Source organism: uncultured Anaerotruncus sp., from assembly GCF_902490045.1.
Taxonomy (GTDB): Bacteria; Bacillota; Clostridia; order Oscillospirales; family Ruminococcaceae; genus Anaerotruncus.
In genome coordinates this window covers 29,179-45,579 of sequence record NZ_CABUCJ010000002.1, presented here as the reverse complement: position 1 = coordinate 45,579, position 16,401 = coordinate 29,179, and the positions used below count along the sequence as shown (strand labels likewise).

Here is a 16,401-nt window from a genome sequence, read left to right as displayed (position 1 = left end):
TTTCAGCGCGCCGGTGGGCGCGCGGACGGAGGAAGCCCGATGAAAATAACCTGCGGTTCCTGCGGAAAGGCCTATGACTACGACAGGGAGGAGCTCTGCCCCAGATGCGGGGCCCACAACCAGCCTCCCCGGGCGGCGGACGGGACTCCCGCGCGGCATGCCGGGGCGGCGGACCCGCAGCTCCGGCGGGGCTGGCAGACCTACCGCCAGCCGGAGAGGGCCCCGGGAACGCCGCCGCCCGGATGGACGACCTACACGGCGCCCTCCAGCCCGGAGGAGAGGCGTTCCGGCCGCTGGAAGATCGCGGCGGGAATCGGCGCGCTGCTGTTGTTTATGGTGATCGGCGGCGTGGCCGGCGGAGCACGGCGGGATGGCCGCCTCGACCGCGGCCTCGCTCGCGGCGCGCGCGGAACGGGAGGCGGCCGCCCCGTTTGAAGCGCCGGACGGGTGGGACGGCTGGGAAACGCCCGATCCGTCCTCGGCGGACGGGATGCCTGGGGATGAAGCGTCTGTCCCCGGCGTGTGGGAAGAGCCCGGCCCGGAGCCCTCCGCCGCGCCCGCGGCGGACCTTTCGGCGCTTGCGAGCTTTGCCTATGGGACGGAGCTCGGCGCGTCGAAGGGCGTGACGCTGACGGTCAATTTTGCCGGTCCGGCCGGTTCCGCCGGGCTGGAAAATCTGCTGATGCCGGGCGAAAAGGCGGTCTTTATCGACTTTACCGCCGAGGTCACCGACGCGGACGCGTTCGGGCGGGAGTTCTTCCAGCCCCCCTTCGTGCGGGTGGGGCAGGACGGCGGGCGTTCGCTGTGGCCCTACGGCACGGATCTGCCCGCCCCGTTTGCCCTGCTCGACGTGGACGGGATGCGCGATACCGACCGGACGGTGACTTCGGGGCAGCTCTTTTTCGCGGTGCCGGAGGACTGCCATACCGTTATGCTGCACTACGGAGACCCGGATGAAAGCTATTACATACAGAGAATAAATATATAGAATATACTGATTGGAGTAAATGATGAAGCAAAACAGGGAATATGCCCGGGCGGCGGTCACGCGCAAGGCGCAGAAATCGATCGAGGAAGGCCATCCGTGGGTCTACGACACCGAGATCACCGGCATCGAGGGCGGCTATGAAAACGGCGGCCTGGTCGATGTGGTGAGCGACAGGGGAGCCTACCTCGGGACGGGCTTTGTGAGCGAAAAATCCAAAATCCGCGTGCGCATCCTCTCCCGCAACGCCAACGACAGATTCGACGAGGCGTTCTGGGAGCGGCGGATCCGCTGGGCGTGGGACTACCGCAAGACGGTGATGGGGGAGGACGCCTCCTGCTGCCGGGTGATCTTCGGGGAGGCGGACCAGTTCCCCGGACTCACGGTCGACCGCTTTGGGGACGTGCTCGTGACGCAGACGCTCTCGGCGGGAATCGAGCGGCTCAAGCCCGTCCTGTTCCCGCTGCTCAAAAAGGTGCTCGAGCGTGACGGGCAGGCCGTCCGCGGCGTCTACGAGCGCAACGACGCCGCCATCCGCGAGCTCGAGGGACTCGCGCAGGGCAAGGGCTGGTACGGCGGCGACGGCGGCCCGGCCCGCACCGAGATTACCGAAAACGGCATCGTCTACGGCGTGGACTTTGAAAACGGGCAGAAGACCGGCTTTTTCCTCGACCAGAAGTACAACCGGCGGGCGGTGGCGAAGCTCGCGCGCGGCCGCCGGGTGCTCGACTGCTTCACCCACACCGGCTCCTTCGCGCTCAACGCGGCGGCGGGCGGCGCGGCGCACGTCTGCGCGGTGGACGTCTCGGCCGACGCGGTGGCCCTCGCGGCGGAAAACGCCCGCCGCAACGGGCTGGAGGGGATCGTCGAAACGAAGGAGGCGAACGTCTTCGACCTGCTGCCCGCGCTGGAGGGCGGCGCGGAGAAGTACGACTTCATCATCCTTGACCCGCCCGCCTTCACCAAGAGCCGCAAAACGGTGGACCGCGCGGAGCGCGGCTATAAGGAGATCAACCTGCGCGCGATGAAGCTGCTGCCGCGCGGCGGCTACCTCGCGACCTGCTCCTGCTCCCACTTCATGATCGACGGCCGCTTCCGGCGGATGCTGGCCGCCGCCGCGCACGACGCGGGGGTGCAGCTGCGGCAGATCGAGGCGCGCCAGCAGTCGCCCGACCACCCCGTGCTCTGGAACGTCCCGGAGACCGACTATCTGAAGTTTTACCTCTTCCAAATCATCTGACGGCGCGGCCGCGCCGGAAGGAATCTGCCGCCCCGGCGTACCGGGGAAGTAAGGAGGAAGCCATGAAAAAGCTCTACCGTTCGGAAACCAACAGCATGCTCGCCGGGGTGTGCGGCGGGCTGGGGGACTATTTCGGCATCGACCCGACGCTCGTCCGCCTGGGGTGGGTGCTGATCTCCCTGATGGGGCCCGGCCTCATCGCCTACATCATCGCTGCGATCATCATCCCCAGGCAGAGCGAGGTGATGTGAGCGTCGACCGGCCTTCGGAAAATGTGATTTGCATCCGGAGGATGCGGGAGAACCAAAGAGAAAACAGGCGAAAAACAGAGAGTGTCATTTGTAAATTAAAAAACCCGCAAAAAAGTGTTGACATGGCGCGGGGCGCGGGTTATAATACAAATTGTCGCGAAATGCAAACCGGATTTAGAAGAAGAATATTGGAGGAAAAGGTATGTCTACAACTATGCCGAAGGTAGCAGAAATTACCCGCAAGTGGTATATCCTCGATGCTGCCGACAAGCCGCTGGGGCGCACCGCTGCCGTTGCAGCGTCGATCCTTCGCGGAAAACATAAACCCATCTTCGCGCCCAACTGCGACTGCGGTGATCATGTGATCATCATCAACGCGGAGAAGGCCGTCCTGACCGGCAAGAAGCTCGATCAGAAGATGTATCGCCGTCACAGCGGCTGGATCGGCGGCCTCAAGGAGGTCCAGTACAGCAAGCTGATGAAGGAGCGCCCTGAGCTGGCGATGACGCTCGCCGTCAAGGGCATGGTCCCCGACACGGTCATTGGCCGTAAAGCGCTCACCAGATGCCGCGTGTTCCGTGGCGCGGAGCATACGCATGCCGCGCAGAAGCCGCAGGCGTGGACACTGTAAGGAAGGGGAATTAACGATTATGTACGAAGGCAGACCTTATTTTTACGGTACCGGCAGAAGGAAACAGTCCGTTTCCCGCGTGAGGCTCTATCCCGGCACCGGCTCGATCACCATCAACGGCCGTGACATCGACGATTATTTCGGCCTCGAGACCCTCAAGCTGATTGTCCGTCAGCCGCTCAACCTTACAGACACCCTCGGCAAGTTCGACATCGTGTGCACGGTTGCGGGCGGCGGCGTTTCCGGCCAGGCCGGCGCCATCCGCCACGGCATCTCCCGCGCGCTGCTCCAGAACGGCGAAGAGATGCGCCCGATCCTCAAGAAGGCCGGGTTCCTCACCCGCGACCCTCGTATGAAGGAGCGCAAAAAATACGGCCTCAAAGCGGCCCGCCGCGCGCCCCAGTTCTCCAAGCGCTGATTTTTTCCGGCTTTTTCAAACCGCATGGAGCCATGCTCCATGCGGTTTTTCGTTTTTTCGGAAATATTCCCGGGGACAGGCATCCGCCGAAATTAATATGAAATTTTTGTGAATTTTACCCGTCAGCGGCGTTTTGGCTTGGGGCAATTTTGTCCCAATTCGTCGAAAAAATGCGGAAAAAAACTGACAAAATGGATTTTTGACGAGGAAGTTGCACAAGATGAATTTGACAAAACTATGCAATCTGAATATAATTGCAACTACTCCGGTATACTAAGAAAAGGGTAAATTTACCAGATGATTTTTGACAGCGGAGTGCACCCAATGCGTACCGGCCGATTTGGTTTTCCCCCGGCCGGCGAGCAAGAAGGAGTAGTTATGAAAAAACTTTGGAGCGAGGTCCGCGCGCTGGGCAGGTTCCTGCGCAGCCGGATCTTTGCAGTCAGTATGCTCTCTCTCGTGCTGGCGCTCGTGGTCTACCAGATCACGAGCACGACCAACACCGTCTACGTCATCGACGAGGACGGCCGCACGGTGAGCCATACGATGGAAAACCGCCCCGACCGGATTTTGCAGAGCGTCGGCCTGGGCGCCCTGGCGGCCGGCGATCCGGGGCTGGGGGAGATATCGGGGCATTACGTCCAGGTGGACACGACGAAATCCTTCCGCGTCACTCTCACTGCGGACGGCGAAACTCAGGAATACGAGGTGGACAGCGGCACGACCGTCAGCGAGCTGCTCCATGACAACGGGATCGAATATGACGGCAACGACCTGCTGGACCCGCCCGCCGAGAAATCGCTCGAGAATGGGGACGAGGTCGTCCTCCAGCGGGTGGAATATGAAAAATACACCGTCGACGAGGCGATCCCCTATGAGACGGTGCGGAAGAACTCCCCGCTCCTGCGGGTGGGCAACAGCCGGACGATCCAGCCCGGCGTGGACGGCGTCAAGACGCTGACCTATGTCCAGCGGACGGTCGACGGCGCGGAAGAGGACGTGCAGCTGCTCGGCGAGAAGGTCGCCCTCGCGCCCGTCACCGAGACGATCCTCATCGGATCGCTGACCCCCGTTTCCCCGCTCGACTTTGACCTCAATGTGGACGAGGACGGCCGCCCGGTGGAGTACGCCCGGCTGCTGACCAACCAGGTCGCCACCGGCTACAGCGCGCGGCAGGGGGCCAAGACCGCCAGCGGGCGGTACGCGGTGCCGGGGCATGTCGCCGTCGACCCGCGCGAGATTCCCTACGGGTCCCGGCTGTATATCGTCTCGCACGACAACAAGTTCATCTACGGCTGTGCGATCGCCGCCGACACGGGCACCGGCCTGCTCGCCGACATCGTCGACGTCGACCTCTTCTACGACACCTATGCGGAGAGCGCCCTCAACGGGCGCAAGATCGTGGATATCTACGTGCTCGATTAAGGATCGCGGCCGCACCCCCGCGGGTGCGGCCGCGATCACAATTTTTGAAAAAAGACTTGACGAAACCTTCCAAACATAGTATTATAGTAAGGCTGATTACAGTCGGTGTGCGCCAGTAGCTCAGCTGGATAGAGTGACTGGCTACGAACCAGTAGGTCGGGGGTTCGAGTCCCTTCTGGCGCACCATAAAATGGCGGACAGAGCGGGTTTGCGTGATGCAAACCCGCTCTGTTTGTTTTTGCCGCCTCCCCGAAAATGAGGAATCAACCCGGCCAACGCCCGCATTTTCCGCAGGAAGGCAAATCCTGCCGGCCCTTTGCCGTTTCCCGCGCGGCCGCGCCGCTACTGCGGCGGGCCGAGCAGCGTATCCGCCGCCCGCGTTTTCAAGAACCTTTTGTATTCGCTGGGACCGACGCCGTAGATGCGTTTAAAGAGCCGGATAAAATAGGAGGTCTCAAAGTAGCCGAGCGCGGCGGCAACCGACTGCACGGTGCTCTGCGGTTCCGCGAGAAGCAGGCGCCCCTGCGCCATTTTTGCCGCGTTGATGTAGCTGACGATATTGATGCCGGTCTCGGCCTTGAAGAGCCGGCTGATGTAATTTTCCGTCATGTGGATATTCTGGCTGATCATCGAGAGGGAGATATGCCGGGAGATGTTTCGGTCGATGAAGGAGATGATGGGGGCCACCCTGTCGTTGCTGGAAAAGGCCTTCAGCCGGGTCCTGCGCTGCGCGGTCAGATGGACCGTATCGATGAAGTGGGACCGGAATGCGTCCAATGTCCGGCATTGGCGCAGTTGCTCCCACAGGGCGCGGCGTTCCTCCGGCGCCAAAAAGGGGGACTGCTCCAGCAGGACGGAGAGGCAGACGCCGCGGACGGCCTCCCGGGCGGGACCGAGCGCGGCGGCGCGCAGGTCCGGCCCGGAGAGGAAGGAAAAGAAGACCTCCTTGGCGGCCGGGAAATCGTCCCCGTCCAGGGAGGCCGAAATCTGTCCGCACAGGGCGGAAACGGGCAGCGGCGCGGCCGAGAGCCGCCGGATATCCGCCAGCCGGGTCAGCCGCCCCAGCCCGCTGAAGACGGCATGGGGGATCGATTGCCGGCATTGTTCCAGCTCCCGCAAAAAGGAGGCCGGGTCCACGAAACTCCCGGAGAGGAGAAAGCCGCAGGGGACGTTGAGATAGGCCTTGGAAAACGCGTGGATCCTCTGGCACTGCAGCGCGGCGTCCGGTAAAAAATCCGCTTCCTCCCGCGTGGAAAGGAGCACGGCCGTCTGGTCCGGGCCGCATGGCAGCAGGGTCCCGTCCGGCCTGCCGAGGTTTTCGCAGAGCAGATTGTAAAAGCCGGTTTCCATGCCGGCGGCCTGTCCCGCTGCGGGGCGGTCCAGAAAGGCGAGGCAGAGGGAATAGGGCTCCGAAAGCGCCCGGGCCGGGATCTCCTCCTCCAGCGCCCGGCGCAGCAGCGCGAGGTCCTCCTCCCGCCGGCCGCCTTTATCCGGGTGGTCGGGGGACGTGCGCGGGCGCTCCGCGATTTTGTCCCGCGCGGTTTTTATCAGGGCGGCGAGGGATTCGGGGGAGATATCCGTTTTGATGACGTAGTCCATGACGCCCTGGCGGATCGCGTCCACGGCGTAGGAAAAATTTTCGTGGTTGGTCAGCACGATGATCTGGCAGGCGATCCCGCTGCCGCGGAGCTGTCCGATAAACCGCAGGCCGTCCATGTCGGGCATGGCGATATCGGTTATGATGAGGTCTGGCGGGTCCGCCCGCGCGGCCTCCAGCGCCGCGTGGGCGCTGCCGAAGGAGCCGGTGATCTCAAAACCGAAATCCTCCCAGCGGATCATGGTTTTCAGCGCCAGCCGCACGATCTTTTCGTCGTCAAGGATCATGACTTTATACATCCGACGGTTCCTCCCATAGGGCATAGGGCATTGTGATACGGACGGTCGTTCCCCTGCCGGGCGCGCTTTCGATCCCGAAGGACTGGTTTTCCTTGTAGGCGAGGTAGAGGCGGTCCCGCACGTTCGAAAGGCCGATGCCGGATTTCTTGCTGCTTCGGGGAAGGCCGTCTTCGGATTTCGGGACCCGCTCCGGGTCGAACCCCCTGCCGTTGTCGGAGATTTCCACATGGACGCGCCCCTCCCTGAGCCGGGCGCGCAGGACGATGTCGAGCGGCTGGTTTTCACGCAGGCCGTGGATGACGGCGTTTTCCACGATCGGCTGCAGGAGCAGCTTCATGATGCTGGCCCGCAGGAGCTCCGGCTCGATCTCCCGGTGCAGCCGGATGAGCTCGCAGGAACGGAGCTTTTGCAGGGTCAGATAGTCCTCCACATTCTGCACCTCCTGTTCAAAGGCGATGTAGGAGCCGTCCCGCAGGATCGAGCCCCGGAGGATGTGGGAGAGGGCCGCCAGCCCGTTGCTCACCGTCGGCACGTTGCTCATGAGGGAGGCGAAGCGCAGGCTGTCGAGGGTGTTGAACAAAAAGTGCGGGTTGATCTGGGCCTGGAGCATCCGGATCTCCGCAACGCGCTTGTCGTTCTGTTCCTTTTCCACCTTGCGCAGCGTCTCCTTCATCTGCTGGCAGATGTCGTTGTAGGCGACGCTCAGAACTCCCAGCTCGTCGAGGCTCTCATCCTGCAATTCCACCTCGAAATTCATTCTAGCGGCGTTGCCGAAGGAGCGCACCAGCGCGTTCATGGGCCGGTCGATGCTGTCGATGACCACTACGGAGAAGTTGAGGAGCAGGATGGTGCAGAGCAGGGTTGCGAAAAAGATGCCCTGGATCGGCTTCATCATCTCGGTGTAGGGCGCGGTGAGCACCAGCGTCCAGTCGATGGACGGCACCTGCATGTGATAGGTGAAGTTCCCGCGCCCCTTTTCCACGTACATGGGGACCGCGCTGCGGGGAGCGGAACAGACTTCGGCCACGGCGGCCTTCTCGAGGACCGAAAGCCTGGAGGAGTCGCCGATGAGCGTCCCGCCCGCCCGGTCGATCAGGACGAAGCGATTGTAGGAGTCGCTCTGGGACAGCTGGAGCGGCGCGGTGAGCAGTTCGGGAGAAAAGAGGATCCGCGCGAAGCCCGCCGGCGTTCCGTCCGCCCCCGTCAGGGGATGGCGCAGCGCGATCGAGGAGCCCTGCCCGTCCGGGAGGAGTTCCCAGCGCGCCGTCCCGCGCGCGGGATCCTCCCATTCGGGAGGGCAGGCGCCCCATTCATAGAGCGGCTCCCCCGCGGCCGAGGTGATCCGGACCGCCTTGACGTACCGGCGGACGCCCGGCTGGAAAACGGCCGCCCCTGCGGCGTCACGCGCGCCCGTTTCGGGGAATCGCGGCAGACCGTCCGGCATGGCGAGAAATTCGGGCAGGAAGAGCGCCTCCGCCTGCACCGCGGCGCAGATGTCCCGGCTTGCCGAGCGGAGGGCCTGCGGGGCGTATGCCTTCGCGGTGCTCTCCACCGAGAGATAGGCCCTGGTGTAGGAATAGACGCTGATGACCAGGATGGGAAAGACAGAGATGAGGATGACCATCAGCGTGATGCGATTTTTCACCGACATCCTGCGGACCAGCGTTTTGGTATCGATCTCCTTCATCGTTTCCACACCCCCATGGCCCTATTATACTTTACTTGTTTTCAAATTTCAAAAGGGGCGAAAAATGCGGGAAATACCGGAAAAATGCCGGCACAGGCGGATAAAACGTCCCCTTTCCCGGCGGATGGGCGGAGGGCGAACGCAAATCGGTCGGTTTTGTATTATGATTGGGCTAAATTGGATTATTTTTTCAGCCTAGGCGCCAATGCCCGCTGAAAATCAGAAAGAATTGTAAGCATGTTACACAGGAATGGACATTTTCAAACGGTCGGAGGGGGACTATAATGGGACTGAAAAACAAAACGGCTTTTGAAGCGGGGGGAGGGCCGGCGTCCCCCACTTTTAAAGGGTAGAGAACCGATTGTAGACAGCGGTCAAAGGAGGTCATTTTATGCCATTCGGTTTTTGGGTCGCAATCGCAATTCAGGCGATCATATTCGTGCTGATGCTGATCGGCAGGAACAAGATCACCGACGACGACTAATTGAGGGATCGAGGTAATGTAACATGAAATGGACTGTTTTGGGGATCCTGATCGCCTACTTTGCGGCGATGTTCATTATCGGCGTGGCGGCGAACAGAAAGACTAAGAACGTTTCCGACTACTATGTAGCGGGCCGCGGGCTGGGCGGCATCATCGTCGCCCTCGTGTACATGTCCAGCCTGGTGAGCGCGGGCGCGCTGGTCGGCTGGACCGGACAGGCCTCCAGCTATGGCGTATGGTTCATCTTTGCGGGGTGCGCCGTTACCGTGGCCACCTACCTCTGCTGGCGCCTGCTCTCCGGGAAGGTGATGCGCCTTTCCAAAAAGCTGGACCTTATGACGGTCCCGGACTTCCTTGAGGCCCGCTTCGAGAGCAAGAAGGCGCGCCTGATCTCCAGCCTCATCCTGCTCATCTTTACCGTGCCGCTCATGGTTTCCCAGTTCAAGGCCGCGGGCCTGCTGCTGAACATGGTCACCGGAATCAGCTACCAAGCGGCCGTCATCCTCTTCGGCGTCATCGTATTCGTCTATGTCGCGTTCGGCGGCTACTTCGCCGTCGTCTATACCGACGCCTGCCAGGGCGGCCTGATGCTCTTCGGCATCATCGCGCTGGTCGTCGCCGCGATGAGCGCCATCGGGGGAAACCTGGGCGCACAGTACGCGGCGGCCAATCCCGCCGGCGCCATCTCCTGGCCCACCATGGCCTCCGCGCTGACGCCCACGGCGTTCATTGCCCTGCTGATGCAGAACTTCTTCGGCGCTCTGGGCGCGCCCAACTATATCAAGGGGTTCTACTCGCTCAAAAGCGGCCGGGAGCAGAAGCGCGGCTTTACGATCATCATCAGCATTGTCTGTGTGATCGAAGTCTGCATCATCGTTATCGGCCTGTGCGGCAGGGTGCTCTTCCCCGATCTGGCGGCGGCCGACGAAACCGTCTTCCATATGATCGATACGCTCCTGCCTCCCGTCGTGGCCGGACTGGTGCTTTCCGCCCTCGCCGCCGCCATGATGTCCACCATGGACGGCCTGCTGCTCATGTGCGCCTCCACCGTGGAAAACGACATTTTGGTACATACCTTCAAAAGAAATCTTACCGAGAAGCAGCGCATGACCGTCGCGCGGGTCACCGTCCTGGTCATCGGCGTCGTCTCGATCGTCTGGGGCCTCTACCCGCCCGAGATGCTGGCGCTGCTGATGTACCCCGCGTGGGGCATTCTGGGGCTTTCCTTCGCGCTGGCCTTCTACGGCGGGCTCTATTGGAAGCGCCTGAACGCCTCCGGCGTCTGCTGCGGCATGGGCTTCGGCGCGGGCTCCTTCCTGCTTGCCTCCGCGACAGGCTGGGCGCCGCTCGGTCTGCAGCCTATCCAGATCGGCCTGATCTTTATGGTGGCGGTCACGCTGATCGCGACCTACGCCACAAAACCCACCTCTTCGGAAACGCTGGAGCGTTTCTTCCCACCCGCGGCCAAGGAAGGCTGACATTTGCTCGGCAGCCTGCCTCCTCAACAAAACGTATGGAATCCCCATCTGAAAGGCTGGGGATTTCATGCGTTGAGGTGTGCGCGGCCGGAATTGACAATCGGAGGAAAAGATAGGAGAATAGAGGGCGGGGACGGGCGCGGGCCCGCCCGGCAAGGGAAGGGGGGCTCCGGATGCACTGGATCGTGCAGGCGGTCATTATGATCTATTTCGTCGGCATGTTTGCGCTGGGAATCCTGGGGGAGCGCAGGACGAAGGACATTGCCGATTACTATGTGGCGGGGCGCAGGGTAAGCGGCTTCTTTGTGGCGCTCGTCTACATGACCAGCCTGGTCAGCGCGGGCGCGCTGGTCGGCTGGACCTCCCAGACCTGGCAGTGGGGGATTTTTTTCATCTATGCGGCCAGCGCCGTCACCGTCGCTACCTTCCTCTGCTGGTGGCTGCTCGGGCGGAAGCTGATGAAATGCTCCCGGGAGATGGACCTGGTCACGATTCCCGATTTCGTGGAGGCCCGGTTCGAGAGCCGCCCGGCGCGGCTGCTGGCCTCGGTGATCCTCATCGTCTTCTCTGTTCCGCTGCTCGTCTCCCAGTTCAAGGCGATCGGCATCCTCTTTAACGTCGTCACGGGGTTTTCCTATGAGGCCTCGGTCATCTGCTTCGGGGTGATCGTCTTCCTCTATGTCGCTTTCGGCGGTTATCTGGCGGTCATCTATACCGATGTGGTGCAGGGCTTTTTGATGGTGATCGGGATCGTGACGCTGCTCATCGCCGCCGTCGCCAGGGTGGGCGGCTCCCCGGCGGCCCGGTATATGGAGCTCAATCCCGCTGGAAGCGGCTCGTGGCCGGTAGCGGAATCCGCGGTTACGCCGATGATGCTGACCGCTTTTTTGCTGCTGACCTTTTTCGGTGCGCTGGGCGCGCCGAACTATATCCGCGGCTTCTATTCGATGCGCAACAGCGGCGCCTTCCGGCGGGGCTTCACCATCACCATTTCGGTGGTGGTCTTCCTGGAGGTGTTCATTGTGCTGCTCGGCCTCTATGGGCGGGTGCTCTTTCCCGAAATCGATTCGCCCGACAATGTGGTATACTACATGATCGAGCTGCTGCTCACCCCCTTCCCGGCGGGGATCTGCCTGGCGGCGCTTTCCGCCGCTGTGATGTCCACGGTGGATTCCCTGCTGATCCAGTGCGCGTCCACCGTGGAAAACGACATCCTGGACAAGACCTTCCGCATGAAGCTCTCCGAGAAAAACCGCGTTCGGATCGCAAGGGCCACGGTGGCGGTCATCGGCGTGATCTGCGTGTTCTGGGGGCTCAATCCGCCCCAGTATCTGGCGCTGCTGATGTACCCCGCGTGGGGCGCGATGGGACTCTCCTTTTCGTGGGTGTTTTTTCTCGGCCTCTACTGGAGGCGGTTCAACAAGGCGGGCGCGGTCACCGCGATGCTGACCTCCGCCTTTGTGTTTACCGTATGGAATATTCTGGGGAACCCCTTCGGAATCTACCACATTCAGATGGCCCTGCTCGTTTCCGTACCGGCGACGATCGCCGTGACGCTGCTGACGCCCGGGACCTCGGAAGAGACCTTGGAGAAATTCTTCCCCGGGAGGACGGCGGGGCGGTCCCGCGCGTAGGAAGCCCCCGCCTTAAACAACTCTTCGCCCAACAGGCCGAAAAATCATTGAAGAGCTGGAGCGGCAGAAGCTAAAAAAGATCGAGCGAAATCAGGGGAAAAGGCCCGGGGCCTTTCTGTCTGCGGCGGGGGAGGCCGGATGCGCGAATATGAGCGGCCGGGGGAAAAAGTGTGTCACATTTTACAAAGAAACGCCGACAGATTTGGTGAGCTGAAACGAATTAAAAGAAATATTCATTTTTGGTATTGACATTGTTGATAAAAAGTATAATAATCAAGTAAAAGATTACATAATTTAAAGAAAAATTATTAAATAAATTTTTGAAAAGAACCGCTTGACTCTGTTCATATTTGCAATTTTACAAAGAAAACAACGCGAATTGTGTGAAGTTTTCGTGTAAACCACGTAATTTTTCAGATAATACGCCGATAGACCGATCAAAATTTATTTCACAAATATATAAAATATTATGAATTATATTTTGCCTTATTAAAAACGTATTTTTGCCGAAAAAGATTGACGACGGCCGCACAACGCAGCGCCGCGGACGCCCGGGAGGTAACGGTTGCTGCCGCGGGGTTACGGCAGCTTTATAACAATAAACAGGTGAGGTATCTTATGAGCACTGTGATTTTGGAAACAAAAAATCTCACAAAGGCGTTCGCGAACAAAAAGGTCGTTTCCGGGGTTGACTTTGTTGTCTGCGAAGGCGAAATCACCGCCCTGCTGGGGGAAAACGGCGCGGGCAAATCCACCTTTAAAAACATGCTGGTCGGCCTGCTGGAGCCCACGGAGGGATCCATCACCTTCGACGGCAGGGAGATGAAGGAGATCAAGATGGGCAAGCTGCCGATCGCCGCGGTGCATCAGGAGCTGAGCCTGTTTTTGAACCTCACCGTCGCCGAAAACATCTGCATCGAGGACTTCCCCGGAAAGAAGTCTTTGGTCAACTGGAAGAAGTGCCGCGAGGAAGCGCTCAAGTACATGGGCATCATGAATATCCAGCTCGACCCGGACGCGATCGTCGGGACCCTGGGCCCCGGCGAGCAGCAGCTGATCGAGATCGCCAAGGCGATCCGGCTCAATCCCCGCGTGTTGATTCTCGACGAGCCCACCGCGTCCCTGACGGCGCCAGAGCGCGAACGGCTGTTCGAAGTGATGCGAACGCTGAAAAAACAGCGCATCGGCATGATCTTCATCACGCATTTCCTGGACGAGGTGTTCGCCGTCTGCGACAAGGTCGTGGTGCTGCGCAACTCCGAAAAGGTCTGCGACGCGCCGGTGACGGAGGTCACTAAGCACGAGATCGAGGAACACATGGTGGGCCATTCGCTGGAGGGGACCGCCTTCCACCTCGGGGAGCCGGGCCCGGAGGTCGCGCTGCGCGTGAGCGGGCTCGAGTCGGAGAGCTTCACGGACATCCATTTCGAGGTACATAAGGGCGAGATTCTCGGCGTGGCGGGGCTCATCGGCGCGGGGCGCACCGAACTGATGGAATCGATCTTCGGCCTGCGCAAATGCGGGGGCACGATCGAGTTCATGGGCGAGACCTTCAACAAATGGAACACGCAGGAACTGATTAAAAAGGGCATGGTGATGATCCCGGAGGACCGCAAAAACTGCGGCATCTTCCCGCGGCGCGACCTGAAGGAGAACATCACCGCCGCCCAGATCGGCCATTTTGTCAGCCGCAGGGTGAAGTTTTTCGGCTTCCGCAAGGAAAAGGAGAACGCGCAGAAGGTCATCGACCGCTTCCGCATCGCCTGTCCCGGCATTGAGGCATACATCACCGAGCTCAGCGGCGGCAACCAGCAGAAGATCATCGTCGGCCGGTGGCTGAGCCATTCCCCGAAGGTCTGCATGTTCGACGACCCCACCCGGGGCGTGGACGTGGGCTCGAGGGCGGAGATCGGCGAATACATCGTGGAGCTTGCCAAAACGGGCACGGCCGTGATCCTGGTCTCTTCCGACCTGAACGAGCTGGTCTCCATGGCGCACAGGATCATCGTGATGCGGCGCGGCCGGATGGTCTCCGAACTGATGCGCGAGGATTTCGACGTGCGCCGGATTCTGTCGATCGCGTCCTCGCAACAGGAAGACGAATCGTCGGTAGGGGGTAATCATGGTGAAAACGCATAACAGCCCGCTGAAAAGATTTATGAGCGAGCAGTGGGCGGCCGCTCTGATCGGCAACATCCTGCTCTTTTTGATCCTGGCCGTGTCGCAGCCGGCCTTCCTGCAGGCGACCAACATCATGAACATCCTCTGCCAGTGCAGCCTCTTCGGGATCATGGCCATCGGCATGACCTTCGTCATCTCCACCGGCGGTATCGACATTTCAGTGGGCATGAACGCGCTGTTTACCATGGCGCTGATGTACCGGCTGAATTCCTACGGCATCTTCCCCGTGTGGACGATCTTTTTGATCGTGCTGGTCGTCGGGTGCCTGATCGGCCTGCTCAACGGCTTTATGGCGAGCGTGCTCAACTTCCCCGACATGATCGCCACGCTGGCGACCATGTCCATCCTGCGGGGCGCGGCCTACCTGCTGCTCGACAACTCCCAGAAGTTCGTGGACGCACCGCTGCGGGTGATCGGGAACTCCAAGCTGTTCCAGATGGTCCCCACCCCCACGGTCCTGATGATCATCATGACCGTCATCGGCATCCTCGCGCTGCGCTTCACGCGGTTCGGCCGGTATGTGCTGGCGGTCGGCGGCAGCAAGAACTCGGCCGTCTTCTCCGGCCTGAACGTCACCCGCATCCGGATCGGCGCCTATGTCATCTGCGGCGTCTGCGCCGCGCTGGGCGGCATCGTCTACGCCGGGCGCATCGGGTCGATCGCTCCCAACTCCTGCATGGGCTACGAGTTCACCGTCATCACCGCCGTCGTTCTGGGCGGCACCAAGATGAGCGGCGGAAAATCCTCCATCGTGGGGTCCGCACTCGGATGCGTCTTCCTCTACCTGATCGAAAACGCCATGACGATGCTGGACATCTCCAGCTACTACCAGGTCTTCGCGCGCGCGGTGATGATGCTCTGCGCCATCGCGATCGACACCGCGACCACGATGCGCAACAACGCAAGCGTCGTCAGGGAACGGCGCGCACGCTTCCTGCAGATCCAATAGCATTGGTACCCGGCACGGCTCTGCCGTGCAGAAAATAACAAAAATCTAGGAGGACAAGTAATGAGAAAGGCAATCGCACTGTTCCTGGCGCTCGCAATGACCCTCGCGCTCGCCGCCTGCGGCAGCTCCGCGCCCGAGGCGCCCGCGAACACCCCGGCTCCCGAAAGCACCGCCCCCGGCGCGGCGGACGACGCCGCTCCCGCCCCCAGCGAGGACGCGGGCAAAACCATCAAGATCGGCGTTTCCACCGACACCGCCACCACCGTTTTCCGCAAGGTGGAGCTGATGGGTCTTTACAGCGCGGCAGAGGCCGCCGGCAACGTGGAGATCATCGAGCTGTGCGCCGATGACGACACCACCACCCAGTACACCCAGTTCAAATCCCTGATCGACCAGGGCGTCGACGTCATCGTCTGCTGCGCCATCGACCAGGACGCCATCCTCACCGCTTATGACTACGCGCAGGCGGCGGGCGTCCCAGTTATCAACTACGACCGCAAGGTGGAGCACGAGAACGTCTTCTTCACCGCGATGTACGATTCCTACAGCGACGCCAAGCAGCTGGCGGAATACCTCATCTCCGTGGACGACGGCGAGGAGCACACGATCTTCCTGACGGTCGGCTCCCTCGCGGACCCCAACGGCATTGCCCGCCGCGAGGGCTTCCAGGAGACGATCGCCGCCTCCGGCCACACCAACCTCAAGGTTGTTGAGATCATGACCGACTGGGACGTCGACAAGGCGCTCACCAACATGCAGAACGCGCTGCAGGTCTATTCCCCCTGGGCGGTAGCCAACGTCTCCGCGCACATGGACGGCTCCTGCTACCAGGCGCTGGAAGAGGCCGGCCTCAAGATTAAACGCGGCGAGGAAGGCCATGTCTACTACACCTCGCTCTCCGGCGAGCCTCCCGCAGTCGCCTACATGGAAGAGGGCTTTACCGACAAGATCTTTGTCATCCCGGCCGACACCGCCGGCGGCGCGATCTACGACGCGGCCGTCAAGCTCGCCAACGGCGAGACCCTCGAGAGCGACACCTTCTATATGCCCACCTTCGGCGTCGGCCCCGACGAGCTCGAGGCGAAGTCCGACGAAATCTGGACCGTCAAGTATGCCGACATGCTGGGATAAGCTCCCCGTGT

General features: G+C 61.2%; 14 protein-coding genes and 1 tRNA gene. 13 read left to right on the top strand and 2 right to left on the bottom strand.

Annotated features, from left to right (window positions below):
- Window positions 1–39: 39 nt before the first annotated feature.
- The 8 genes from RDM88_RS00540 to RDM88_RS00505 all read left to right on the top strand — a co-directional run bounded on the left by RDM88_RS00540 (window position 40) and on the right by RDM88_RS00505 (window position 5,136).
- A complete protein-coding gene (locus RDM88_RS00540) occupies window positions 40–435 on the top strand; it encodes a hypothetical protein (protein WP_308752129.1) in 396 nt (131 codons plus the stop codon).
- A complete protein-coding gene (locus tag RDM88_RS00535) occupies window positions 371–988 on the top strand; it encodes a hypothetical protein (protein WP_308752127.1) in 618 nt (205 codons plus the stop codon). Before RDM88_RS00540 ends, RDM88_RS00535 begins: the two co-directional genes overlap by 65 nt.
- A 22-nt stretch (window positions 989–1,010) precedes the next feature.
- Entirely contained in the window at window positions 1,011–2,225 is a 1,215-nt protein-coding gene (locus RDM88_RS00530; protein WP_308752125.1) for a class I SAM-dependent rRNA methyltransferase, read from the top strand.
- 62 nt (window positions 2,226–2,287) lie between these two features.
- Window positions 2,288–2,476 carry a PspC domain-containing protein gene (locus RDM88_RS00525; RefSeq protein WP_308752123.1) on the top strand — a complete coding sequence of 63 codons (189 nt, stop codon included), beginning with the start codon at window positions 2,288–2,290 and terminating at the stop codon, window positions 2,474–2,476.
- A gap of 202 nt (window positions 2,477–2,678) precedes the next feature.
- Window positions 2,679–3,107 carry a 50S ribosomal protein L13 gene (gene rplM, locus RDM88_RS00520; RefSeq protein WP_308752121.1) on the top strand — a complete coding sequence of 143 codons (429 nt, stop codon included), beginning with the start codon at window positions 2,679–2,681 and terminating at the stop codon, window positions 3,105–3,107.
- Window positions 3,108–3,126: 19 nt separating this feature from the next.
- Window positions 3,127–3,525 carry a 30S ribosomal protein S9 gene (gene rpsI / locus RDM88_RS00515; protein ID WP_308752119.1) on the top strand — a complete coding sequence of 133 codons (399 nt, stop codon included), beginning with the start codon at window positions 3,127–3,129 and terminating at the stop codon, window positions 3,523–3,525.
- Between the two features lie 378 nt (window positions 3,526–3,903).
- Entirely contained in the window at window positions 3,904–4,950 is a 1,047-nt protein-coding gene (locus RDM88_RS00510) for a G5 domain-containing protein (RefSeq protein ID WP_308752117.1), read from the top strand.
- A 109-nt stretch (window positions 4,951–5,059) separates the two neighbouring features.
- Window positions 5,060–5,136: transfer RNA gene (locus RDM88_RS00505), tRNA-Arg, on the top strand.
- A 156-nt stretch (window positions 5,137–5,292) separates the two neighbouring features.
- On the opposite strand, the gene RDM88_RS00500 is transcribed toward RDM88_RS00505, so the two are convergent.
- Window positions 5,293–6,846 (bottom strand): response regulator, encoded by a 1,554-nt coding sequence (locus tag RDM88_RS00500; RefSeq protein WP_308752115.1) that lies wholly within the window; start codon window positions 6,844–6,846, stop codon window positions 5,293–5,295.
- Complete coding sequence (locus RDM88_RS00495; protein WP_308752113.1) at window positions 6,839–8,533, bottom strand: sensor histidine kinase; 1,695 nt, start codon at window positions 8,531–8,533, stop codon at window positions 6,839–6,841. The genes RDM88_RS00500 and RDM88_RS00495 overlap by 8 nt, the downstream gene beginning before the upstream one ends.
- Window positions 8,534–9,040: 507 nt before the next feature.
- Between RDM88_RS00495 and RDM88_RS00490 the strand changes: the two genes are divergently transcribed.
- The 5 genes from RDM88_RS00490 to RDM88_RS00470 all read left to right on the top strand — a co-directional run bounded on the left by RDM88_RS00490 (window position 9,041) and on the right by RDM88_RS00470 (window position 16,390).
- Window positions 9,041–10,495 (top strand): sodium/proline symporter, encoded by a 1,455-nt coding sequence (locus tag RDM88_RS00490; RefSeq protein ID WP_308752111.1) that lies wholly within the window; start codon window positions 9,041–9,043, stop codon window positions 10,493–10,495.
- Window positions 10,496–10,668: 173 nt separating this feature from the next.
- Window positions 10,669–12,129: a sodium/solute symporter gene (locus RDM88_RS00485; RefSeq protein ID WP_308752109.1), complete on the top strand. Its 1,461-nt coding sequence runs from the start codon at window positions 10,669–10,671 to the stop codon at window positions 12,127–12,129.
- Between the two features lie 633 nt (window positions 12,130–12,762).
- Window positions 12,763–14,268, top strand: coding sequence for a sugar ABC transporter ATP-binding protein (locus RDM88_RS00480; protein ID WP_308752107.1), 1,506 nt, complete (start codon window positions 12,763–12,765; stop codon window positions 14,266–14,268).
- Window positions 14,252–15,259: an ABC transporter permease gene (locus RDM88_RS00475; RefSeq protein WP_308752105.1), complete on the top strand. Its 1,008-nt coding sequence runs from the start codon at window positions 14,252–14,254 to the stop codon at window positions 15,257–15,259. Before RDM88_RS00480 ends, RDM88_RS00475 begins: the two co-directional genes overlap by 17 nt.
- A gap of 60 nt (window positions 15,260–15,319) precedes the next feature.
- Entirely contained in the window at window positions 15,320–16,390 is a 1,071-nt protein-coding gene (locus RDM88_RS00470; RefSeq protein ID WP_308752103.1) for a sugar ABC transporter substrate-binding protein, read from the top strand.
- The last annotated feature ends 11 nt before the right edge of the window (window positions 16,391–16,401 follow it).

Excerpts from the sequence above, each read along its gene's own strand:
- RDM88_RS00470 (WP_308752103.1), top strand. The coding sequence starts at position 15,320 with ATGAGAAAGGCAATCGCACTGTTCCTGGCGCTCGCAATGACCCTCGCG.
- RDM88_RS00485 (WP_308752109.1), top strand. The coding sequence starts at position 10,669 with ATGCACTGGATCGTGCAGGCGGTCATTATGATCTATTTCGTCGGCATG.
- RDM88_RS00535 (WP_308752127.1), top strand. The coding sequence starts at position 371 with ATGGCCGCCTCGACCGCGGCCTCGCTCGCGGCGCGCGCGGAACGGGAG.
- rpsI (WP_308752119.1), top strand. The coding sequence starts at position 3,127 with ATGTACGAAGGCAGACCTTATTTTTACGGTACCGGCAGAAGGAAACAG.
- RDM88_RS00475 (WP_308752105.1), top strand. The coding sequence starts at position 14,252 with ATGGTGAAAACGCATAACAGCCCGCTGAAAAGATTTATGAGCGAGCAG.
- RDM88_RS00510 (WP_308752117.1), top strand. The coding sequence starts at position 3,904 with ATGAAAAAACTTTGGAGCGAGGTCCGCGCGCTGGGCAGGTTCCTGCGC.
- RDM88_RS00490 (WP_308752111.1), top strand. The coding sequence starts at position 9,041 with ATGAAATGGACTGTTTTGGGGATCCTGATCGCCTACTTTGCGGCGATG.
- RDM88_RS00540 (WP_308752129.1), top strand. The coding sequence starts at position 40 with ATGAAAATAACCTGCGGTTCCTGCGGAAAGGCCTATGACTACGACAGG.
- RDM88_RS00500 (WP_308752115.1), bottom strand. The coding sequence starts at position 6,846 with ATGTATAAAGTCATGATCCTTGACGACGAAAAGATCGTGCGGCTGGCG.
- RDM88_RS00495 (WP_308752113.1), bottom strand. The coding sequence starts at position 8,533 with ATGAAGGAGATCGATACCAAAACGCTGGTCCGCAGGATGTCGGTGAAA.
- RDM88_RS00530 (WP_308752125.1), top strand. The coding sequence starts at position 1,011 with ATGAAGCAAAACAGGGAATATGCCCGGGCGGCGGTCACGCGCAAGGCG.
- RDM88_RS00525 (WP_308752123.1), top strand. The coding sequence starts at position 2,288 with ATGAAAAAGCTCTACCGTTCGGAAACCAACAGCATGCTCGCCGGGGTG.
- rplM (WP_308752121.1), top strand. The coding sequence starts at position 2,679 with ATGTCTACAACTATGCCGAAGGTAGCAGAAATTACCCGCAAGTGGTAT.